24 protein-coding genes are annotated in these 20,688 nt (G+C 48.6%); 19 read left to right on the top strand and 5 right to left on the bottom strand.

The features are described from left to right. The first annotated feature begins 29 nt into the window (after positions 1–29). Positions 30–839: a GerAB/ArcD/ProY family transporter gene (locus tag J2X61_RS29295; protein WP_310193109.1), complete on the top strand. Its 810-nt coding sequence runs from the start codon at positions 30–32 to the stop codon at positions 837–839. A gap of 76 nt (positions 840–915) precedes the next feature. After that, a complete protein-coding gene (locus J2X61_RS29290) occupies positions 916–1,488 on the top strand; it encodes a hypothetical protein (RefSeq protein ID WP_274471586.1) in 573 nt (190 codons plus the stop codon). A gap of 86 nt (positions 1,489–1,574) precedes the next feature. Here the strand turns inward: J2X61_RS29290 and cyoE are convergent, their stop codons facing one another. Next, entirely contained in the window at positions 1,575–2,498 is a 924-nt protein-coding gene (gene cyoE, locus J2X61_RS29285) for a heme o synthase (RefSeq protein WP_274471587.1), read from the bottom strand. 276 nt (positions 2,499–2,774) lie between these two features. Between cyoE and J2X61_RS29280 the strand changes: the two genes are divergently transcribed. Both J2X61_RS29280 and J2X61_RS29275 read left to right on the top strand, forming a co-directional pair. Next, positions 2,775–3,404: a succinate dehydrogenase cytochrome b558 subunit gene (locus J2X61_RS29280; RefSeq protein WP_274471677.1), complete on the top strand. Its 630-nt coding sequence runs from the start codon at positions 2,775–2,777 to the stop codon at positions 3,402–3,404. Positions 3,405–3,519: 115 nt separating this feature from the next. Then, on the top strand, positions 3,520–4,284 hold the full coding sequence (locus tag J2X61_RS29275; RefSeq protein ID WP_310193105.1) for an SDR family oxidoreductase: 765 nt from the start codon (positions 3,520–3,522) through the stop codon (positions 4,282–4,284). A gap of 220 nt (positions 4,285–4,504) precedes the next feature. On the opposite strand, the gene J2X61_RS29270 is transcribed toward J2X61_RS29275, so the two are convergent. The 3 genes from J2X61_RS29270 to J2X61_RS29260 form a co-directional block, all read right to left on the bottom strand. Beyond that, positions 4,505–4,696, bottom strand: coding sequence for a YgaP family membrane protein (locus tag J2X61_RS29270; RefSeq protein WP_310193104.1), 192 nt, complete (start codon positions 4,694–4,696; stop codon positions 4,505–4,507). Positions 4,697–4,871: 175 nt separating this feature from the next. Beyond that, positions 4,872–5,579 carry a Crp/Fnr family transcriptional regulator gene (locus tag J2X61_RS29265; protein ID WP_310193101.1) on the bottom strand — a complete coding sequence of 236 codons (708 nt, stop codon included), beginning with the start codon at positions 5,577–5,579 and terminating at the stop codon, positions 4,872–4,874. 53 nt (positions 5,580–5,632) lie between these two features. Beyond that, positions 5,633–6,229, bottom strand: a complete 597-nt coding sequence (locus tag J2X61_RS29260; RefSeq protein WP_310193098.1) for a TetR/AcrR family transcriptional regulator — start codon at positions 6,227–6,229, stop codon at positions 5,633–5,635. Positions 6,230–6,481: 252 nt separating this feature from the next. Between J2X61_RS29260 and J2X61_RS29255 the strand changes: the two genes are divergently transcribed. From J2X61_RS29255 to J2X61_RS29215, 9 genes are all read left to right on the top strand, one after another. Further along, entirely contained in the window at positions 6,482–6,916 is a 435-nt protein-coding gene (locus J2X61_RS29255; RefSeq protein WP_274471594.1) for a YciI family protein, read from the top strand. Beyond that, complete coding sequence (locus J2X61_RS29250) at positions 6,913–8,169, top strand: RNA polymerase sigma factor (RefSeq protein ID WP_310193095.1); 1,257 nt, start codon at positions 6,913–6,915, stop codon at positions 8,167–8,169. Before J2X61_RS29255 ends, J2X61_RS29250 begins: the two co-directional genes overlap by 4 nt. Before the next feature lie 24 nt (positions 8,170–8,193). Continuing rightward, complete coding sequence (locus J2X61_RS29245) at positions 8,194–8,535, top strand: DUF1801 domain-containing protein (protein ID WP_310193092.1); 342 nt, start codon at positions 8,194–8,196, stop codon at positions 8,533–8,535. Between the two features lie 115 nt (positions 8,536–8,650). Continuing rightward, complete coding sequence (locus J2X61_RS29240; RefSeq protein WP_310193089.1) at positions 8,651–9,121, top strand: DinB family protein; 471 nt, start codon at positions 8,651–8,653, stop codon at positions 9,119–9,121. A 195-nt stretch (positions 9,122–9,316) separates the two neighbouring features. After that, on the top strand, positions 9,317–10,138 hold the full coding sequence (locus tag J2X61_RS29235) for an SDR family oxidoreductase (protein ID WP_310193087.1): 822 nt from the start codon (positions 9,317–9,319) through the stop codon (positions 10,136–10,138). 123 nt (positions 10,139–10,261) lie between these two features. Further along, positions 10,262–10,855, top strand: a complete 594-nt coding sequence (locus J2X61_RS29230) for a TetR/AcrR family transcriptional regulator (RefSeq protein WP_310193085.1) — start codon at positions 10,262–10,264, stop codon at positions 10,853–10,855. A 171-nt stretch (positions 10,856–11,026) separates the two neighbouring features. Next, a complete protein-coding gene (locus J2X61_RS29225) occupies positions 11,027–11,791 on the top strand; it encodes an SDR family oxidoreductase (RefSeq protein WP_274471601.1) in 765 nt (254 codons plus the stop codon). A gap of 133 nt (positions 11,792–11,924) precedes the next feature. Next, a complete protein-coding gene (locus tag J2X61_RS29220; RefSeq protein ID WP_274471602.1) occupies positions 11,925–12,512 on the top strand; it encodes a TetR/AcrR family transcriptional regulator in 588 nt (195 codons plus the stop codon). A 2-nt stretch (positions 12,513–12,514) separates the two neighbouring features. Further along, the gene (locus J2X61_RS29215) at positions 12,515–15,187 is read left to right on the top strand and encodes a phosphoenolpyruvate synthase (protein WP_310193082.1); all 2,673 of its coding nucleotides are present in this window, start codon (positions 12,515–12,517) and stop codon (positions 15,185–15,187) included. A gap of 75 nt (positions 15,188–15,262) precedes the next feature. On the opposite strand, the gene J2X61_RS29210 is transcribed toward J2X61_RS29215, so the two are convergent. After that, positions 15,263–15,811 carry a TetR/AcrR family transcriptional regulator gene (locus J2X61_RS29210; protein WP_310193079.1) on the bottom strand — a complete coding sequence of 183 codons (549 nt, stop codon included), beginning with the start codon at positions 15,809–15,811 and terminating at the stop codon, positions 15,263–15,265. A 187-nt stretch (positions 15,812–15,998) separates the two neighbouring features. Here J2X61_RS29210 and J2X61_RS29205 point away from each other — a divergent pair, with 187 nt between their 5' ends. The 6 genes from J2X61_RS29205 (at position 15,999) to J2X61_RS29180 (ending at position 20,651) form a co-directional block, all read left to right on the top strand. Beyond that, entirely contained in the window at positions 15,999–17,039 is a 1,041-nt protein-coding gene (locus J2X61_RS29205; RefSeq protein WP_310193078.1) for an NAD(P)-dependent alcohol dehydrogenase, read from the top strand. A 746-nt stretch (positions 17,040–17,785) separates the two neighbouring features. Next, complete coding sequence (locus J2X61_RS29200; protein ID WP_274471606.1) at positions 17,786–18,004, top strand: hypothetical protein; 219 nt, start codon at positions 17,786–17,788, stop codon at positions 18,002–18,004. A gap of 43 nt (positions 18,005–18,047) precedes the next feature. After that, positions 18,048–18,278 carry a hypothetical protein gene (locus tag J2X61_RS29195; protein ID WP_274471607.1) on the top strand — a complete coding sequence of 77 codons (231 nt, stop codon included), beginning with the start codon at positions 18,048–18,050 and terminating at the stop codon, positions 18,276–18,278. A 22-nt stretch (positions 18,279–18,300) separates the two neighbouring features. Beyond that, positions 18,301–18,696: a (R)-mandelonitrile lyase gene (locus J2X61_RS29190; protein ID WP_274471608.1), complete on the top strand. Its 396-nt coding sequence runs from the start codon at positions 18,301–18,303 to the stop codon at positions 18,694–18,696. A gap of 290 nt (positions 18,697–18,986) precedes the next feature. Further along, complete coding sequence (locus tag J2X61_RS29185; RefSeq protein ID WP_310193076.1) at positions 18,987–19,577, top strand: GNAT family N-acetyltransferase; 591 nt, start codon at positions 18,987–18,989, stop codon at positions 19,575–19,577. A 180-nt stretch (positions 19,578–19,757) separates the two neighbouring features. Then, entirely contained in the window at positions 19,758–20,651 is an 894-nt protein-coding gene (locus tag J2X61_RS29180) for an SDR family NAD(P)-dependent oxidoreductase (protein WP_274471610.1), read from the top strand. Positions 20,652–20,688 lie beyond the last annotated feature (37 nt).

Here is a 20,688-nt window from a genome sequence, read left to right as displayed (position 1 = left end):
ACGGAGATTTGGGGAGAGGGGGAAGTGAGATGGCAGTAAGTACTCCTGCAACTGTTAACGAAAGTGTCGCGATCAATCACGAGGTGTTACGATCTATTTTTGACAATTGCGCGGATATCGTATTTCGACCGTTAAAACTTGCGGACCGCCCAGAATTTCTACTCGTTTATATTGAAGAGCTGACAGACTCGGATAAATTGGAACAAATCATATCGGCCTGTATGATTAGCCGCGACGCTGATCGACTAACACAGTATCGTATCGTGAATCACTTCCCGGAACTTGTAGCCAAAATCTTGAAAGGCAGTACGGCGATCTTCCTTGACGGTAAGCCCTTTGCGTATGTAGCGGACCTGACGTCGTTCAAACAACGATCAATTAATGAACCGACCAATGAGGCATCTATTCGCGGTCCGCGCGAAGGATTTACCGAAGACCTCAAAACAAATCTAAGCATGATACGAAGAAAAATAATAATTTTTCCGTATTTCAGTATGGTTCGATTTATTAATTATTTGGAATTCATTCAAAACATGGATGTCTGGATTATGTTCATCTGGATTTTCAGCGTATTCGTCAAATTGGCCATCTACTTGTTCATCAACAGTTATGGAACGGCACAATTGATTGGCATTAAGAACTGGCGGGCAGTCATCGGCTTTGCGGCGATCGCCATTTTCACGATTTCTTTGGTGCCTGCCAATATCATAGGACTGTTGGATTATGCGAAGTTTGTATGGATTATTTATATATTTCCGATTTTCATCGTAGGTTTACCTATTATTTTATTGCTTGTCAGCCACTTACGAGGGAGATCGCTTGTAAAGGGAAGTCCATGACATCGACAGCTGTTTACCGCATCAATAAAGGCCTTGTGATATATTAAGGGGAGCTTCCTATCAATTATAGGATGGGTTGAGCAAGGCAATTATCGAGCAGAGTGGGCAGAAAAAAAAGCGGGGTATTTCGATGAAACCGGACACGACGAATTTATTGGCTGTAACTGAAAGACTTCAACATGAAGGTATTCCTTATGCATTAGGCGGAAGCGGTTTATTACATAGCTTGGGATTAACAGCTGCGGTTCGAGACTGGGATATTATGACCGACGCTCCTAAAGAGCAGGTGATGAAGGCTTTAGAGAACCTCACAGTGCAAGAAGCGAGAAGTGGAGATTATCCATTCGGAAGCAAATATAAACTTGTCGTCCAATCCGAGAACCCTCAAGTTGAGATTTTAGGAAGTTTCTCTATACATTCCGATAAAGGACTCTGCCAACTGCCGGCTGTTCCCGTAAGCCTCTGGCAGGGGATTCATGTTGGAAGCCCAGAAGTATGGTATGTGGCTTATGCACTCATGAACCGCAAAGATAAGTCTGACTTATTGCTTCATTATTTAAAAGAGAAAGAAGCGAATAAAGAGATTCTTCAACGACTCGTTAATGAACCTCTTCCCGATGAATTGATTGAAGTCATCTCATCGCTTTAGCGAGTTATAAACACAAACACCTCAAGGTGGTCCCGGTTCTTACACTAGGGGATACCCTTGAGGTATTCTTATTTCCTGCAAGCATTTTATGATAGCATAGGTGCACCGAGAGAGTAGCCGATAATCATCAACATGAGCACCGTGATGTGATTTAGCGAGAAAATAAACATCGAACGGGCCCACTTGTCCTCCTGCTTGCGGTGATATCCGTTGATGCTCAGAATCAACCAACCTAAGCTCAGGAGGGCATTCGCTATGGCGATGTAAGGATTAAAGGACCAGAACAAAAAGCTGCTTAGGATCAGCGCAACCAGATACACGTTCATTTGCAAATACGTTCTGCGTATCCCCTTGACGACCGGCAGCATCGGGATGTTAGCCGCCCGGTATTCCTCCATTCGCCGAATCCCGATGGCATAGAAATGCGGCATTTGCCAAATAACCATTAACAAGAAAATGGCGATCGCGTGGGGGTGCAGAATATCAGGCGAGATCGCAGCCCAACCGATTAACGGAGGCATCGCACCTGACAAGCTTCCAACCTCCGTATTATAGATCGTCCGGCGTTTCGTCCACATGGTATAAGGCACGACATAGAGAAACAGCCCCAGAAATCCTACGAAAGCGGCTAGGGGAGAAGCAATATACAAGGCTACAAGCCCGCCAATCGCAATCCAGCACCCAATGATCAACCCGCTCCCGATGTCAATGATACCGGAAACCGTCGGCCTATTTTTCGTCCGTTCCATCATGCGATCGATATCGCGGTCGTACAAGTTATTAAAGATTCCGGCCGCCCCGATCACCAAGGCAGATCCGATCAATGCCAACATAATGTTACCAATCTTATCGAAGAACGGTATATGATGAACGAACAACGCCATGCTGAGCCCTGCGATCATTGCAATGAGGTTCGACTTAATAATGCCAATTTTGATCGTCTCGAAGAGGACCTTCGTGAATGAGATGGGAACTCGCTCGATACTAACCGTATTGCCTTGGATTCGCATGCCGCTAACACACCCTTTTATATAAATTCACTTCTATAGTTTCAGGTTACCATATAGGGGTCGTTTATGTGCAGATCCTCAACAAAGCCTCATGATTCTGTCAAAAATCTTTGTCGCTTTCGTGAATTTACTGGCTATTGACTGTTATTTTCCAACTTACATATAAAAAAATGGTTCATCTCACATGTCACATACGGAAGCCGTCGATTGTCTTATAAGTGTTCGAATCTTTCATACACTTGCCGGAAATAAGTCAACTTAGAGAGGTGAAAAACGATAGGAAATTCATATTACTGGCGCAAATTGCACTCACTGCTCGGGGTCATTCCTCTGGGAGGTTTTATTCTTGTACACGTATCGATCAACTTCCAAGCCTACGAAAGAGGGCCGGATGGGTTCGCTACCTACGTGCATGTCATCAACAGTCTGCCGTTAAAGCCGCTGCTTGAGATTTTTGGGATCTACCTGCCAATATTGTTTCACGGCATTTATGGACTTTACATGGCTTATCAGTCCAATCTGAACGCCGGACAATATGCATACGGCCGTAACTGGGCGTTCACACTGCAGCGCATTACTGGGATTGTTACTTTTATTTTTGTCTTTTGGCATTTTTTTAATACGCGGTTGCAAATTTATATGGGGCATATTACACATGAAGATCTAGGTTCGACGATGCATCAAATTGCTGTGAATCCCGTGTACTTTACTCTGTATGTCATCGGTATATTGTCAGCGGTTTTCCATTTCAGCAATGGTTTATGGGCCTTCCTGATCAGCTGGGGCATCACAGTTTCACCGCGATCCCAAAAAGTATCTGCTTATGTAAGTATGGGTATTTTTATACTTGTTTCCTTGTTATTCTTTCTTTCGCTCCTTGCTTTTACTGGCGATAACTTCAAATAAAATATCACTCATGAAATTCTTTGTCACACATTGAAACTGCCAGTTGTCTTCATAGTGTTCAACAAAAAAAATTATTCTAGTCCATTGGATTGGGCTAAAAATTAGGAGGATAAATATGAAAATTGTAGTTATTGGCGGCAGCGGACTTATTGGCAAAAAAACAGTCAACAACCTTCGTCAGCTTGGTCATGAGGTCGTAGCAGCATCGCCTTCTCTAGGTGTCAACACACTCACTGGCGAGGGGCTGGCAGAAGCGCTTCGCGGCGCACAGATTATTGTGGATGTCTCGAACTCGCCTTCGTTTGAAGATCAGGACGTTATGGATTTCTTCGTAACTTCGACTAAGAACCTGCTTGCTGCAGAAGCAGCCGCTGGCGTAAGTCATCACGTCGCCTTATCGGTCGTTGGTACCGATCGCCTGCTGCAAAGCGGTTATTTCCGTGCGAAAATGGCTCAAGAAGAACTCATTCAGACTTCCGGCATTCCTTATACAATCGTACGTGCAACACAGTTCTTCGAATTCATCGGGAGCATTGCCTATGTGGCGACAGAAGGGGACACCGTTCGTTTGCCTTCAGCCCTTATGCAGCCTATGGTATCGGATGATGTTGCAGCTGCGATGGCGGATTTCGCTGTCGGGGAGCCTGTGAATGGCATCGTTGATGTGGCTGGTCCCGATCAAATTCCTCTTGATGAAGTGGTCCGGCAATACTTGAGAGCGACTCAAGATCCGCGTCAAGTGGTTACGGACGACAACGCGCTCTACTTCGGATCCGCAGCAGTCAATGATCAATCGCTCGTACCAAGCGATAGCAGCAACGCGCGTATTGCTACGACACGTTTCGAAGACTGGCTCAAAAACACAACGGCTCAAGTGTAAGCAGAGTTCGCCCGTACCTTTTTAGGTATGGGCTTTTTTATTGCTTTGAGAAGCTCGGAGACATTGGCTAAAAATCATTCGGTAATTTCCAAATTGTAGACATAAAAAATATTATGTAAACAAATGAACATCCGACAGACGAAACACCATTTCAAAAAGCAGGGAGCTGTCAGCCGAGTCGGCACAGCTCCCTATATAAGTCAATTCGGCTTGCAGCCGTTTATCGGATGCTGCAAGAATTGCGGCCGATGAATTTATTGATTGCACATTTTTGTGTCAGACCAGTAACCAGAAGCGGCAGTGCAGCCAGTCCGAATAATTTCCAGTAACCGAGCAGGACTACAAACAAAGATAATAGGGCAAAACCTAAAAGAATGCGAATGGCGCGATCTGCTCCTCCAACGTTTTTCATGATAAGATGTCTCCTTTCTTGTTTCGAGGTTTGATTGGGTACAGATACGATAATAACAAGGACGGATAGCAATGAACCGTAACTTTGTCACATAACGAAATGTCATACATAGTCAAGAATTTAAAAAACAAAAAAAAGCACCCGAACGACAGGGTGGCTTTGGTTGGACAAATTATCATTCGATATAATTTTCGAGTGCGGTTCGGTTCATAATCGTGATTTTTCCCCGCGACAGCTTAATCATTTCTTCTTTCTCGAGTGACTTTAGCATTCTGCTGATCACTTCACGGGCCGTCCCCAGCTCAACGGACAAGCTATCATGGGTCACATAAAGGGTATCGGAATTACCGGATTGAACAGCCATTTGAACCAGGTACTCCGAAATTCTTCCGCGAATGGATTTGAAATGGATGTTGTCAAGCAGATTGGACATGATGACGATTCGTTTGGCGAAAGATTTGAAGATGAACTGTCGGAAATTCTTATAGCGGTCCGTCCAGTCCCGAAAAATCTCCACAGGTATAATCAGCACTAATCCGGGCGTTTCTACGCAAGCGGAAGCCTCATATTCGCTCTCGCCTAAAATGCTAGAGGTCATCAAAGGACAGCATTCGCCGCTGTGAATCCTGTATAACGTGATTTCGCGGCCTCCGCCGCTTATTTTGTACATTCTGACAGTGCCCTCCAAAATCAGGATGGCGTGCTCCAGAAAGTGTCCTTCTTCAATCATATAATTCGGTTCCATCTGAATGACTTTCATGCCAGCATGATTCCAGTCCTGCTCGGTAATGTCTGCCAAGCTCGGAAATAATGAGATGATTCGAGATCGATGTTCAGACAATATCAACCGGTTCAGCTCCTTAAGTTGTTCGCTTCTTATCATGAAGATGCTAGCATAAAGTTGAAGTTCAATCTGTGACAAAGTCACAGTTTCGATTATACATTTTCAAAAATGCGTCCGCTTATAAGGTGTAAAAACGTCGCCCATTGCTTTTGAAATTCCGGATCCTCGGCAGAATATCCAGTGATCATTCGCGTAACGTTACTGTAAAGGAGAGGGTAGATCGTCAAACTGGATATCATCAAGGTGATGAGAGCAGGGTCCAGCTCTTGTGGCACCAAGCCCATCTCCTGTTTAGACTTCATATCCTCAACATAAGATTGCAGAACATTCGTTCTTCGTTCCACACCGTTGCTATTCTCAGGTATCGACTCGATAGCTTCCCACGCTGTATATTTTAGAAAATCCCTTAAGTGATCCACATTGACTTTGTATCTGAATTCCGCGATCTCAACAGGATTAGACGGAAGAGCAAAATTTCCTTGCGGCAGTGAAGTAAGGAAATCATCGATAACTTCATTAATAAGCTGATCTTTGCTTCTAAAGTAATGATAGATTAATTGCTTATTGCACCCAGCCCTTTTGGCAATCGCTTCAATTCTAGCCCCGCCATAGCCCTTATCATAAAATTCTTCCTTTGCTGCTTGAAGTATCGCTCTCCGCGTGCGTTCAGCATTTCTGATTTCACCCATTAAATTGGACCTCCAGTGCTTACGTTAGCTATATCGTAGTGAATGTAGGGGGTGAAGTCAATCTTAATTAGACTAGTCGGTTGATATTACTTGACGAATGGTTGATTAGGTCGTATAGTAGCGTCGTGTCCAACAATTGGCATTCTATTAATGATAGAACAATTACTAAAATTTTTTTTCGGCCTGTCGATTCCGAGGTTTTCCGTTCGTTGTGTAGATGAAGGCAAATCATAGACTAGGAGGAATTTTTCGATGAGATTCATGATGATTGTCCATGCGACTAAAGATTCGGAGGCGGGGGCTATGCCGAATCCAGAGCTTTTTGACGCCATGGCGAGGTATAACGAGGAGCTGGCGAGGGCCGGCGTGTTAGTCGCAGCGGAAGGACTACACCCAAGTTCGGGTGCGATTCGTATCGCTTATCCCGAACCGGGCGGGAAGCCGAAGGTGGTGGACGGCCCTTTCACGGAGGCGAAGGAGCTGATCGCGGGATTCACGCTGATCGAGGTGAAGTCGAGGGAAGAGGCGATCGAGTGGGCGATGCGGATGCCCGATCCGCATGGCTTCGGGGAAGGTGTCATTGAGCTGCGCCAAGTGTTCGAGGTGTCGGAGCTGACACAGGACCCTGAAGCGTTAGCCAAAGTAACCGACATGCAAGCACGGGTTAGAAGGAATCCGAAGCAGTGAAGGAATCGGCTGTCCACCGCACCATCGATGGAATCTGGCGCATTGAGTCGGCCAAAATCATCGCCAGTCTGGCACGTATGGTTCGTGATGTCGGGCTTGCCGAGGATCTGGCGCAAGATGCGCTTATCATTGCGCTTGAACGGTGGCAGGAGATGGGCATACCTGAGAACCCTGGAGCGTGGCTGATGACTACTGCCAAACGAAGGGCTATCGATCACCTGCGCAGGAATAAGCTGCGCGACCGCAAATATGAGGAGATCGGCCGGGAGATCGACAGGCAGCAGGAACCGGACTGGGAGGAAGCGCTGGACGATCCCGTCGGCGATGATCTTCTTCGCCTTATCTTCACGTCGTGCCATCCTGTTCTTTCGGCCGAGGCTCGGGTGGCGCTAACGCTCCGGCTGCTCGGGGGATTGACCACCGAAGAAATCGCAAGCGCCTTCCTCGTTCCGGAACCGACTGTCGCACAGCGGATCGTTCGCGCGAAGCGTACGCTAACGGCCGCACGCGTCCCATTCGAATTGCCGCCGAAGAACGAGCTGGCCGCGCGATTGTCTTCTGTGCTCGAAGTCATTTATCTCATGTTCAACGAAGGATACGCGGCGACTTCCGGCGCTAGCTGGATTCGACCTGTCCTATGCCATGAGGCGCTTCGGCTTGGACGAATTCTGGCGGAGATAGCTCCCGAAGAACCGGAAGTCCATGGACTCGTCGCATTGATGGAAATTCAGTCGTCTAGATTCCGGGCGCGGGTCAGTCCGAGCGGGGAACCGATTCTACTGATGGACCAGAACCGGGCGTTATGGGATCACCTGCTCATCCGCCGGGGACTGACTGCCATAACGCGGGCAGAACGTCTTGGCCAAGTCTTCGGTCCTTATCTGATCCAAGCTTCAATCGCAGCGTGTCACGCCAGTGCCCGTACGGCTTCGGAGACGGATTGGGTCCGCATTTCGGCGCTTTATGACGCGCTCTCCCAAGTCGCACCGTCGCCCGTAGTCGAACTGAATCGCGCCGTTGCGCTGTCAATGGCGTTCGGGCCGGAAGTAGGCCTGGAAGTTGTTGATTCATTGATCCAAGAACCGTCCATGAAAAACTATCATCTTTTGCCCAGCGTACGAGGGGACTTCCTCATGAAGCTGGGCCGCAGACAGGAAGCATCTATCGAATTCAAACGTGCTGCAAACCTTACGCGAAATGATAAAGAACGAGAGTTGCTCTTAAAGCGCGCTTCGGATTGCGCCATGGAATAAGGCCATTATGAGAGGAGAAGTCACTTGAGCCAAGAAGTTACCGAATTTATTGAGAAAGTCAAAGAGCCGTGGCAGGGCCAGCTGTGCCAGGATTTGCGCCAAGTCGTTCATAACGCGATTCCCGATGTTCAGGAGCGCATCCAATACAACAAGCCTCATTTTCTTAAGAATAAGAAATATGCTGCGGTAATTTCAAAATCGAAGGACGCTGTTAGCTTCACGATTTTCAACGCGACTGGACTAGAGCTGCCCGAAGGGTTGTTCGACGGCCCACCGGAACGGAAAACGATCAAGTTTCGCAACGGCCAACAGATGGATAGCGGCATGCTGGCCGATTTGTTGAAACAAGCCTCCAGTACGCTGTAACACGAACGCCGCCCGTAGAGGGCGGTTCCTTTTTTGACTGATCGAATGGTGGCTTTATTACGAACGTAAGTTCTGATATAATAAAGTGGAAATTGGGAAATGAAAGGAAGCTGTCATGAATTCAGTAGAAGCAATAGTTCACAATTTGAATGAGGTTCGGCGCAGAAGCATCCTGGTTTGGGAGAGCATCCCTGACGAATATATGGACTGGAGACCGGATTCGGAGGCTATGAGCATGAAAGAGATGATCCGCCATATACTGGATAGCGAACATTACTATCATCTGGCCTTGTTGAATAAAGGGAGTCTAGAGAGCTATGAATCCCCCTACGAGACGCGTGTTTTTACAACACTTCAAGAAGAACTCAACTTTTCTGAGCCTTATCGGAACGCCTTTATCCATACAATTAAAGCTTATGATCAAGAGGATTTAACCAACATTCAGATTGATCGAAGCGACGTCGGATATGTTCGGGCATTAGGCGATATGCTGATGAGAATTGCCTACCATGAAGCTGTCCATGCAGGGCAGCTATTAGATTATATGAGAACTGCCGGATTAAAGCGGCCTAAGATTTGGGATTAAAGGTAAGGGGAGCAGGAGAATCACACGAAAGGAATGAAGTTCCAAACCAAGGAGCAGATTGCCGCGGCCGGCAGCTGTTCTTTTTTGTGTTTGACAGAAAATAAATCGTGTTACATAATAGAATGAACATTCGATCTATATCCATGCGCGCAGAATAGAACGAACGTTCAATTTATAATTTGGAGGTTTTTACACATGAATAAAACCGTTTTTATTACAGGAACCAGTTCAGGTCTGGGAAAACTTACAGCTATCCGGTTTGCAGAGATGGGCTGGAATGTAGCTGCAACCATGCGTACACCGGACAAAGAAACGGAGCTTACCCGTTACGGGAATATCAAAATTTTCAAACTCGACGTCACCAATGTGCAGGAGGTTCAAACGGCGGCAGAACAAGCCATAGCCGCATTCGGTAAAATCGATGTCGTCATCAATAATGCCGGTATGGGGACTTACGGGGCATTGGAATTAGCGGAAGAGGAAGTAATCGACTGGCAATTCGCTGTTAATACGCGAGGACCGATCAATGTGATCCGCAAATTTATCCCACATTTCAGAGCGAAAGGCGGAGGCATGTTCATCAATATCAGCTCGTTCATGGGAATCACGACAGCGGTGCCGCTCGGATCCCTCTATAATATGTCTAAATTTGCTTTGGAAGGACTGACGGAAGGCCTTTATTACGAGCTGAAGCCGCTCCATATCGAGCTTCGATTAATCGAGCAGGGAGGTTCCACAGGAAATAATTTCAAGAGCAATATCACTTGGAACCAAGATGAAAACATTCGGGATTACGACGCTCTAATGACGAAAGTGCAGCATGTAATGAATCATGCGGAATCCAACTCGGCCTTGGACGATCCGCAGATGATCGTAGATGCCATCATCGGTTTGGCGACAGGGAAGAGTAATAAATTTCGCACGGTCATCGGAACAGCAGGCAATGATCTCATGGCGCTTAGACATGCTGTGCCCATTGAAGAATATTTGGAGACGATCGCTAGAAATTATATGTAAGCGCCTATTTAAAACGATTTGTCCTAGCGCCAGGCGGATCTGCCAAACTTGACTGCGGATTGGATGAGGTGTATGTTAGTTTAGAATGATCATTCGATCCAATGGTGGGAGCGGGATAACTCCATGTTTGAGAAGAACTATAACAAGGTGCAGCAGGCTGTCCTTGAAACCACACTGAACATCATCATCCGTAAGGAATTACAGGCTACCTCCATGGCGCTTATCGCTAAGGAGTCAGGTGTGTCGACGGGGAATATTTATCATTATTTCAAAAGTAAAGAAGATATCGTAAACGAATTGTATAAAGCTATTGTTACATTTAACGGAGAATATGTGCGAGAAGGCTTGCAGAAGGGCACTACGATTCGTGACAGGTTTGAACACGGTTGGCATAAGGTTATCGAACTGGGAAAACAATATCCTCAAGGCTTTCAGTTTATTGAGCAGTATTCGTTCTCGCCTTACATTTATGAAGAGGTCAAGCAGGAAGTCTACACCGGCGGATGGTGCGGGCCCATGAACGAGTTATATGAGGAAGCCATTCAGGAGAAGCTGTTTATCCCGATGAATCCGAAAATGATGGTGCAGATGCATTACGGCACATTTGTTTACATGCTGAAGGCCCATCTGCACGGAGTTTTCGAATTAAACAGTGAGAACATCAACGGTGCAATCCGTTCGTGTTGGCATGCAGTAACTTATAGAGATGAAACATAGATACATGTTCAGAAGCCGCAGTCAAAGGATGTTCGCTAACAACCTTTGAGTGCGGCTTCTGTTTGTATATGATGGAAGACATAGCAAGGAAGAATATAAGCGCAACATTACAAAATTTGCCTCGTGTTATAACTATCTTGTAAGTCATACAAAACAAAAGGAGATAAATCAATGACTAGATTAATGGGGAAAGTTGCTTTGGTCACAGGCGCAAGCCGGGGAATCGGACGTTCCATCGCACTGCGTTTAGCGCAAGAGGGAGCATTAGTTGCCGTTCATTATGGTACGAACAAGCAAGCTGCAGAGGAAGTCGTACAAGATATTGAGCAAAATGGAGGAAGAGCATTCACGATTGGTACGAAACTGGGTTCTTCAGAAAGTATTCAGACACTCTATCATTTATTAGATGAGTTGTTGATCGAGCGTACAGGTGACAATCACTTCGATATCTTAGTGAACAACGCAGGGATTGCTCTCGTATCCCCAATTGAAGATACGACGGTGGAGGCATTCGAAGAAATCATGGACATGAATGTGAAAATGCCATTTTTCCTGATTCAACAAGCATTACCACGTTTAAGAGACGAAGGCCGAATCATTAATATGTCGTCTGCTATAACAAGAATTTCACTGCCTGCGATTCCGGCATACAGTATGACTAAGGGGGCAATAAATACACTAACGCTTGCACTATCCAAACAGCTCGGCCCACGTGGAATTACGATCAATGCCATCCAACCCGGATTCGTAGCCACGGATATGAATGCGGGCATGCTGCAAGATCCTGCTTCCAACAAATTCGGAGCCGACTTCTCTATCTTTGGAAGATGGGGGCAGCCGGAGGATGTCGCGGATATTGCTGCTTTCCTAGCCTCTCCCGACAGCCGCTGGATAACCGGGCAATGTCTCGATGCTAGCGGGGGCTCTCATTTGTAATCGGAATCGAACAATCCCTTCATTTTGCCGGCCGGTAATGAGCTTACACTCTTGCGATCGGGAAGGCGGATGTGTACAATGGAAACTATAGAAACCAAACTGGTTTCCGGAGTGGACAGGAGGGATTGTGCGGATGGATGAATCGGTCCGGTCGCGCATCGTTCAAGAGGCGGCCGATCTATTTAATGCCCAAGGTTATCGCGGCGTGACGCTGAGCGAATTGGCGTCCCGCCTCGGGATGAGCAAGAAGACGCTGTATCTGTACTTTAGCGGGAAAGAGGAGATTGCCGAAGCGGTGCTAGAAACGGTCTTGAAAGCGGTTGCGATTCATGTCAAGGAGCATATGGAGACGACAGGTCATCCGCTGGACGTATTTGAGCGCGTGTTTATGGGCATCAAGGGGGAGCTTATCAAGCTGCATCCGCTGTTTTTGAACGATATCCAAAAATATATTCCGAGCTTATGGGAGAAGCTGGAAGCTTTCCGCAGTGCTCAGCTCACGTTCATCGAACGGCTGCTTCAGCGGGCGATGCAGGAGGGACATATCCGGAACGTTAATCCCAAGCTAGTGACAGCCATCATGCTGGAAAGCATCCATCGGATGGCGCGTCCAGATGTGGCCGCCAAGTATGGGGTTACGATGGTCGAGATGGGCGAAACGTTGTTTGGTTTATTTATGTACGGTCTTCGCACGGATGAATCCAATAAGAGGAGCGAATAACCATGAGCGTTTATGTGCTTGATTTTGGCCAGCTGGATAAGAACAGCCTTCCACTTGTCGGAGGCAAAGGCGCGAATTTGGGCGAAATGACGAAGGCGGGTTTTCCCGTTCCCTCGGGCTTTTGTGTCACTACGGAGGCGTACCGGGCGTTCCTGCAGCAGAGTGTCCTCATGGACGAATTATTTGGGCGGTTGAATAAGGTTGAGGCGGATCAACTAGGGGAAATTACGGTATTGGGCCAGCTCATCCGCGAGCATCTGGTGAGCATGCCTGTTCCGGATGATATTCGCACCTCAATCGTACAAAGCTGGCACCGGTCCGGAGCGGATCAAGCGTATGCGGTGCGCTCGAGCGCCACGGCGGAGGATTTGCCGACGGCTTCGTTCGCCGGTCAGCAGGATACTTATCTGAATGTATGCGGGGAAGCCGCACTGTTAGACGAGGTCCGCAAATGCTGGGCGTCGCTGTTCACCGATCGGGCGATATCGTACAGAGCACGCCATGGGTTCGATCACCGTGCCGTGCAGCTATCCGTTGTCGTGCAACGCATGGTGTTCCCCGAAGTATCCGGCATCCTGTTTACGGCCGATCCGATTACGGGCCACCGGGGAACGGTGTCGATTGACGCCAGCTTCGGCTTGGGAGAGGCGCTCGTGTCCGGGCAAGTATCCGCCGACCTATACCAGGTGAGGTCAGGAAAGCTGCTGACGAAGACCGTCTCCCGCAAGAAGCTGGCTATCTATGCGCTCGCAGAGGGAGGCACCGTAACGAAGGAGCTGCCGGAGGCGGAGCAGGAGCTGCAGGCGCTGGACGATGCGCGGATTTTGGAGCTCGCTGCGCTCGGCGAGAAGATCCAGCGGCATTACGGGTCGGAGCAGGACATCGAGTGGTGTTTCGCGCAAGGGCAATTCTATATCGTACAGAGCCGGCCGATCACTTCGTTGTATCCGCTGCCTGAGATGAATATCCCGGCAGGGGAGAGCCCGCATTTGCTCGTTTCCTTCGGCCATCAACAGATGATGACGGACGCGATGAAGCCGATGGGGCTGTCCGTGCTTCGCACGCTTTTTCCATTCGGCAAAACGGGCATCCGGTCGATGAACGACCACACGGCGGCGGTCGGTGGAAGGGTCTACATCGATATCACGAAGCTGTTGACGGTGAAGGAGGCCCGCATTATTTTACCTAAGGTATTGGCCAACGTCGATGAAATGATCGGCCTCGGCGTAGCGGAACTCGTGAAGCGGAAGTCATACGTTCAACATCTCCCTTCAGCGCCCGGTGTGAAAAAAGGCGTTCTTCGCTTTATTCGTCCCGTGCTGGGGAAGGTGGTGCGCAAGCTGCTGTACGCTCCTGTCTCCGAAGCACATCCTGAAGTAAATGCATACATCGCAGCTTCGATCCAAGAGGGGAGAAAGCGGCTATCGGGCATCTCCGGCGTTGAACGGGTCGTCCGACTTCAGGAGCATATCGGTTTGCTGCTGCTGACCATTTTTCCCCAGTTGATCCCCTATCCGCTTGCCGGAATTATTTCGTCGCGGCTGGTGAATGCACTGTCAATCAAGTGGTTAGGCGATACCGAGGTCGTGCATGTGCTCAATCGAGGACTTCCCGGCAACATTACGAGTGAGATGGGGCTCATGATCGGCGATCTGGCGGATGCGGCAAGACCGTACCCGCAGGTGACCGAGCTGATCCTGCACGGCGATCCTCTTCAGTTCAGGGAGAAGCTGCGGCAGGTGGAAGGCGGCGATGCATTCGGACAGCAGTGGGACCGGTTCATGGAGCTTTACGGAATGAGGTGCCCCGGCGAAATCGACATCACGCGCCCCCGGTGGTACGAGGACCCGAGCACGCTGCTGCCGTCGATCGGCAGCCATATGCGGAGTATGGAGCCTGGGGAGCACCGGACCAAGTTCGCCGAAGGCGCTCTCGAAGCGGAGACTGCAGCAAGAGACTTGCTGAAGCGCCTGCGCGCTCAATCTTTCGGCAGGCTGAAGGCGAAGTTGATGTCGCGGTTGATTAGCGTATACCGCGGGTTGATGGGGCTGCGGGAGCATCCCAAATATTTAATGATGCAGCACTTCCGCCTCGTGCGCGAAGGACTTCTCGACGAAGGTCACTCGCTGGTCAAAACGGGCGTGCTGAAGCGGGCGGATGATGTGTTTTATTTGACACTCGACGAGCTGCTGCAGCTGACCGAGGGCGAGCGGCCGGCCGGGCTTGCTGTGCTGCTCGAGCAGCGGAAGGAGGAGCTGGAGCGCTTCCGTGCTCTGACGCCACCAAGGCTGATGACGAGCGAAGGCGAAATGATTATCGGCCGGCGCAAGCTGCAGGATGCCCCCGAGGGCGCATTCGTCGGAACGCCGGTATCCGCCGGCGTCATAGAGGGCATCGCCCGCGTGGTGCTGCGGCCGGAGGAGGCGAAGCTGAACAAGGGCGAAATTATGATCGCCCCTTTCACCGACCCGGGCTGGACGCCGCTGTTCCATTCCGCCGTCGGGCTGGTGATGGAGGTCGGGGGGTTGATGACGCATGGCGCCGTGGTAGCCCGGGAGTACGGGCTGCCGGCGGTCGTCGGCATCGACGGGGCGACGACCTTGATCCGCGACGGCGACCGCATTCGCTTGGACGGGACGCGCGGCTATGTGCTGGTGCTGGAGCGGAGCAAGTAAGGCTATCCGCGGCAGAAAGAGAAAGGAACGACAAAAAGAAAGAAGGCACCGAAGCGAGCCTTCTTTTTGTTGTTTCTACAGATTTCTCTCTAACAGCGTTCCGACCTGCTTAGCCATCACTTGAGGAGAATAGGGCATTCCATTCCTGATCCACCATTCGATGACACCGACATACGCGGTGCCGGCATATTGCAGCATGACATCATCCAATAAATCCGCATTTTTTCCGCTTTCTCTGTCAATTTCACCTTTGAACCCTTCCATAAAAGAAGCTAACAGCCGGGTTCTGAAAGCCGAAGGAGCGCCAGTACTTGCTAACATGGTCGAAAAAAACAAATAGTTTTTCTCAAAATATTCAAAATAGGGGACGAGTGCCTCGTTCCAATCCATCTTGCATGCCCATTCGTCCATCTCACCTAATTCATTCAGGTGGGATTCTATGAGCTTATCCAATAGATCAAATTTGTCTTGATAGTGAAGATAGATGGTTCCGCGATTTAAATTTGCCCGATCGGCAATATCTTGAATAGTTATATCATCGAAATTTTTCTCCGTCATTAATTCAATTACCGCTTTTTTCAAAGCTTCCTGTGTTTTGATAATTCTCCTATCCACTTTAGCCATCTTTATATTCACCAATCTTTCTAAGTTATTTAACAGGATCGAGCAATCTGTTGATATATCAACAGATCGCGATTATTTAACCATTGATAAGACGTATTTAATTATATAATAATAAACACTAGTTGATTAATCAATCCGATTTGGTTAATCATCATAGTTTGGTTAAATTGGAAGGGAGATCATATTCATGTGTAAAACTCATGTTTTAAGAGTTACTGCTGCCAAAGCATCATTCGAAAAGGCAACAATTGAAAGAAGACAATTACGGGCGAATGACGTCTCGATCGATATTAAGTTCAGCGGGATTTGCCACTCTGATATTCATAGCGCACACGGGGACTGGGCCGGGGGAATCTTCCCCATGGTGCCTGGTCATGAAATTACCGGGATTGTAACGGCAGTAGGGGAGCAGGTAACGAAGTTTGCAGTTGGTGATCGGGTAGGCGTAGGCTGCTATGTGGACTCCTGTGGAGAGTGCGAGTATTGTCTACAGGGAGAAGAACAGCATTGTTCCAAAGGTTTTGTAGCTACTTACAATTCCTTGGACTATGAGGGCAATCCAACCTATGGCGGTTATAGCCAAAACATTGTTGTTACCGAAAGATTCGTCGTGCATATTCCGGATTCTCTAGGGTTAGATGTAGCCAGTCCGCTATTGTGTGCCGGTATTACCACCTATTCCCCTCTGAAACGTTGGAAAGCCGGTCCTGGGAAAAAGGTAGCTATTCTGGGGATGGGTGGTCTTGGCCACGTAGCCATCCAGTTTGCGCATGCCATGGGGGCTGAAGTTACGGTCTTAAGCCGGGCAAAAGATAAGGAAAACGAGGCATTGAGCTTTGGCGCGGATCATTATTTCTCAACGCTGGATCCTGAAATTTTCCACACGTTAGCCGGCCGTTTCGACATGATTCTAAACACGGTGTCCGCCAATATTGATGTCGATGCGTATTTATCGCTGCTTCGCGTAGACGGAACGCTTATTCATGTCGGCGCACCGGCGGAACCAAGTCAATACAACGTTTTCTCGCTAATCATGAGCAGACGAAGTGTAGCGGGGTCCTTAGTTGGCGGACTTCGGGAAACGCAAGAGATGCTTGATTTTGCCGCGGCGCATGGCATTGTTCCTCAAATTGAGGTCATCCGGGCCGATCAAGTGGACGAAGCGTACGAGCGAATTTTGCGCAGTGACGTGCGTTACCGGTTCGTCATCGACATAGCCACTTTATAAATCCGAATGGTGATGGGCGCTACCCGGCTCTGCAGGGCAACACAGCGCAGCAACAGAACGAGCAAAAAAGCCGGCGGCCCACGCTCCGGAGCTCGGGCCAACCGGCAGAGCGTGCTCGCTTTTTTTCGGATATATTCGTTAGCTGCTCGCCGAGTGATTGTATCGCCTGCGCCTGCTCTTCCAGTGTTTTTCCTGTGTTCTTCCTGCACACAGTGTAACTGGAATTTCGCCAGTTACTACAACCGATTTCCTCTTCGGATGAGTCGATAACTGGAAAATCTCCTGTTAATTCCACGATAAGTGCCGTACTGGCTCGCCAATCGCTAATTTTAACAGGAGAAATTCCTTTTATTCCGTCCCGAGGGCTGTCTGGGCACTGGATTAACTGGAGTTTTTCCAGTTACTCCAGTGCAGACCAGCTTAGAGCGTGGCAGCGCGGGGGAGACGCAGAGTGTACGAAAGCGATGCTGTTGCAAGCGCGGGGAGACGCAGGGTGCACGAAAGCGAGGCAGCTACAAGTGTAGGGGAAACGCGGAGTGGACCAAAGCGAGGCAGTTGCGAGTGCGGCATAAAGCGTAACAGGAATTTCTCCAGTTATTGCAACCGATTTCCCCTTCGGATGATACAATAACTGGAAAATCTCCTGTTAATTTCTCGATAAGTGCCGTACTGATTCGCCAACCGCTAATTTTAACAGGAGAAATTCCTTTTATACCGTGCCGAGGGCTGTCTGGACACTGGATTAAATGGAGTTTTTCCAGTTACTGCAGCGCAGACCCGCGCAATGCAGTATAAGCGAGTCTAACCGCGGGTGGCCGCATCGGCTGGCTTCGTCATTTCGCGTGATTACCCGCGATACCTACCGCGGTATCGCAATGACGAAATTCATCTCTCTGCTGAAGATGATCAACCGTGTCGCTCTTCTCCCCAATGAAGGGAGTCTGGTCACTTTGTTCAGTTCATAGATTGGCGTGTTTGTTTTTTTGGGGGTTATAAGAGATACTATTTATGGGTTATGCTCTTGTAAATGGTATTTTATTCGCCGTTGTATTTACCTTCGTTGCCGGCACGCCATTTGTCGCTGCCCATAGCTTAGCGATGGAATCACATGGACAAATTGCGGGAAGTGCGTCTTCCGGCCAGGCACCTTGCACGCGCAGTCATTCCCGACTTGTGAGAATCGAATCGCGGCGAGAGAATGTCAATGATGGCAAGAACAACGTGAAAACAAATATGTAATTCAAACGGAGGCGTTTAGAAAATGGAAATTAAAAGAGTTGGATCCCAACCATCGGGTAAAGGACCATCTGATTATTTTACCGGCACGGTTCGCATCGATCCACTATTTGAAGCGGCTGAACCTGCCCGCGGAGCTGGAGCCAGCGTTACGTTCGAGCCAGGTGCACGCACGGCGTGGCATACTCATCCGCTCGGTCAAACGCTTATCGTAACGGCAGGCAAAGGACGCGTTCAACGCTGGGGAGGTCCGATTGAAGAAATTAGCCCGGGTGACGTGGTGTGGTTCCCGCCAGGTGAGAAACATTGGCATGGAGCTTCGCCTACCACAGCTATGACTCATATAGCTATTCAAGAACGTCTTGACGGTAAAGCGGTGGAGTGGTTGGAAAAGGTCAGTGATGACCAATACCAGTCTTAGTCATCGATTGGATGAGATTACTTGTTTGGGGAAAGGGAGTCCGATAAACTTAACAGAGCAGTAATTCAAAGCATGAAGGCGGCTGGTCAGAGATGATCGGCTGCTTTTTTGATACAAGTTCAATGATCCTATGGAATATATTGGATGCAGGTTTGAATGGCGAGTATCTTCGTGGTGAGATCAACATTCAATCATGGGAAATTTCCATATGAAGCATGGGCAGTCCGGCCATTTGAGTTAATTTCAATAAATAGGATTATTTTAAAATTAAACGAATAAGAGGTACTGATATGGCGGCAATTGATCCAATTATTTATTCGATACCGGAGAGCTTCGAAAGTAAAAGATTGCTTATACGTGCTCCCTTATGGAATGATGGCGTTAAGGTCAATGAGGCGGTAAAAGAAAGTATTGAGGAATTGCGTCCCTGGATGCCGTGGGCAAATAACATTCCCACAGTCGAAGAGTCCGAAATTAATTGCCGTAAATCGCGTCTACAATTCTTGGATCGCTCTGATTTAAGGTTACTCCTTATACGTAAGGGAACCGATGAGGTTGTTGGAAGCAGCGGTCTACACAGGATAGATTGGCAATCACGTAAATTTGAAATTGGATACTGGGTACGTACTTCCTATGCGAAGCAAGGATACATTACAGAAGCAGTAGAAGCTATCACGAACTTCGCCATAAATGAGTTACAAGCGAATCGTATCGAAATCAGATGTGATGAAAGGAATAAAAGGAGTGCTAGAGTTGCCGAACGCTTGGGATTTACGCTAGAGGGGGTACTTCGAAACGATAAGTATGATGTAGATGGCTCTTTGCGTAATACGATGATATTTTCCAAAGTTCGAGGCGTGGAATTTCCATTGAAGATATAACGATACTGGACAAAAGGCAACCGACTAATGAACGGTTGCCTGTTTCGGTAGCACCGCGCGCAAGGCTTGCGCGGATTCGGTGACAAGCGTTCAAAATGGTTGTTGACATTTTCCATTTTCAGGTATAAGCTTGAGTCAACAAATGAATGAATGGTTCATTCACTGATGAGGGAGTGTTGAATGATGGAAGCAAAAGAAGGAACTTGGTCGGTAAAAGGCAAATACGTCATCATTACCGGCGCAACTAGCGGAATCGGTTTGGCAGCAGCCAAGGAGCTTGTGAAGCGCGGGGCCATAGTGGGAATCATAGCCCGCAGCCAGTCGAAGGCGGAAGCGACGGCAGCGGCATTGAAGGCGGCGGCAGGGAAAGAAGCCAAGGTGGATATTTTTCTGGCCGACCTGACCTCACAACAGTCGATTCGCGATGCGGCGAAGGATATTCAGAATAGATGGCCGAGGCTGGACGTTTTGATCAATAATGCAGGCGCGATGTTCGTTAAGTATCTAACTACCGAAGACGGTATTGAGATGACGTGGGCGGTTAACCATTTGGCTCCGTTCCTGCTGACGAAGCTGCTCTTGAATAAGTTGAAGGAGAGCGGACATGGGCGCATTATCACGACCGCCTCCCATGGGCACAAGATGGCACGGACCGGTATCGGATTCGATGACCAGAGCGGCCGGAAAAATTTTCGTTTCCCACACTTACTGATGGGCGGTCCCAACTTCCGTTATGGCGAAACGAAGCTTGCCAATATTATGTTCACCGCCGAGCTGGGAAGGCGTCTGAAGGGAACCGGCATTACTGCAGCTTGCTTCGACCCCGGGCTCGTGTCGACGAATTTCAACCAAGACAACGGAACGTTGGCACGGATGACGATGTCCGTCATGAAGCGGTTCTCGCGCACACCGGAGAAAGGGGCCGAAACGCTGGTATGGCTCGCAGATTCCGACGAAATGTCCTTATCGAGCGGGCACTATTACAAGGATATGCAGCGCACCGTTCCTTCCAATCAGGCACAGGATCCGGCAGCTGCGAAACAGTTATGGGAGATGAGCGAAAATCAACTATAAAGTTGGCAATGAGCCGAACGGAAAGGAAGAAATGTGA

It is taken from the genome of Bacillus sp. 3255 (assembly GCF_031456485.1).
Taxonomy (GTDB): Bacteria; Bacillota; Bacilli; order Paenibacillales; family NBRC-103111; genus Paenibacillus_E.
The sequence above is the reverse complement of the archived record's forward strand: the minus strand, read 5'-3'. Positions and strand labels throughout refer to the sequence as shown.

Coding starts and splice junctions, on each gene's coding strand:
- J2X61_RS29295 (WP_310193109.1), top strand. CDS start 30: ATGGCAGTAAGTACTCCTGCAACTGTTAACGAAAGTGTCGCGATCAAT.
- cyoE (WP_274471587.1), bottom strand. CDS start 2,498: ATGCGAATCCAAGGCAATACGGTTAGTATCGAGCGAGTTCCCATCTCA.
- J2X61_RS29275 (WP_310193105.1), top strand. CDS start 3,520: ATGAAAATTGTAGTTATTGGCGGCAGCGGACTTATTGGCAAAAAAACA.
- J2X61_RS29270 (WP_310193104.1), bottom strand. CDS start 4,696: ATGAAAAACGTTGGAGGAGCAGATCGCGCCATTCGCATTCTTTTAGGT.
- J2X61_RS29265 (WP_310193101.1), bottom strand. CDS start 5,579: ATGATAAGAAGCGAACAACTTAAGGAGCTGAACCGGTTGATATTGTCT.
- J2X61_RS29260 (WP_310193098.1), bottom strand. CDS start 6,229: ATGGGTGAAATCAGAAATGCTGAACGCACGCGGAGAGCGATACTTCAA.
- J2X61_RS29255 (WP_274471594.1), top strand. CDS start 6,482: ATGAGATTCATGATGATTGTCCATGCGACTAAAGATTCGGAGGCGGGG.
- J2X61_RS29240 (WP_310193089.1), top strand. CDS start 8,651: ATGAATTCAGTAGAAGCAATAGTTCACAATTTGAATGAGGTTCGGCGC.
- J2X61_RS29235 (WP_310193087.1), top strand. CDS start 9,317: ATGAATAAAACCGTTTTTATTACAGGAACCAGTTCAGGTCTGGGAAAA.
- J2X61_RS29230 (WP_310193085.1), top strand. CDS start 10,262: ATGTTTGAGAAGAACTATAACAAGGTGCAGCAGGCTGTCCTTGAAACC.
- J2X61_RS29225 (WP_274471601.1), top strand. CDS start 11,027: ATGACTAGATTAATGGGGAAAGTTGCTTTGGTCACAGGCGCAAGCCGG.
- J2X61_RS29220 (WP_274471602.1), top strand. CDS start 11,925: ATGGATGAATCGGTCCGGTCGCGCATCGTTCAAGAGGCGGCCGATCTA.
- J2X61_RS29215 (WP_310193082.1), top strand. CDS start 12,515: ATGAGCGTTTATGTGCTTGATTTTGGCCAGCTGGATAAGAACAGCCTT.
- J2X61_RS29210 (WP_310193079.1), bottom strand. CDS start 15,811: ATGGCTAAAGTGGATAGGAGAATTATCAAAACACAGGAAGCTTTGAAA.
- J2X61_RS29205 (WP_310193078.1), top strand. CDS start 15,999: ATGTGTAAAACTCATGTTTTAAGAGTTACTGCTGCCAAAGCATCATTC.
- J2X61_RS29200 (WP_274471606.1), top strand. CDS start 17,786: ATGGAGTTTTTCCAGTTACTGCAGCGCAGACCCGCGCAATGCAGTATA.
- J2X61_RS29195 (WP_274471607.1), top strand. CDS start 18,048: ATGGGTTATGCTCTTGTAAATGGTATTTTATTCGCCGTTGTATTTACC.
- J2X61_RS29190 (WP_274471608.1), top strand. CDS start 18,301: ATGGAAATTAAAAGAGTTGGATCCCAACCATCGGGTAAAGGACCATCT.
- J2X61_RS29185 (WP_310193076.1), top strand. CDS start 18,987: ATGGCGGCAATTGATCCAATTATTTATTCGATACCGGAGAGCTTCGAA.
- J2X61_RS29180 (WP_274471610.1), top strand. CDS start 19,758: ATGATGGAAGCAAAAGAAGGAACTTGGTCGGTAAAAGGCAAATACGTC.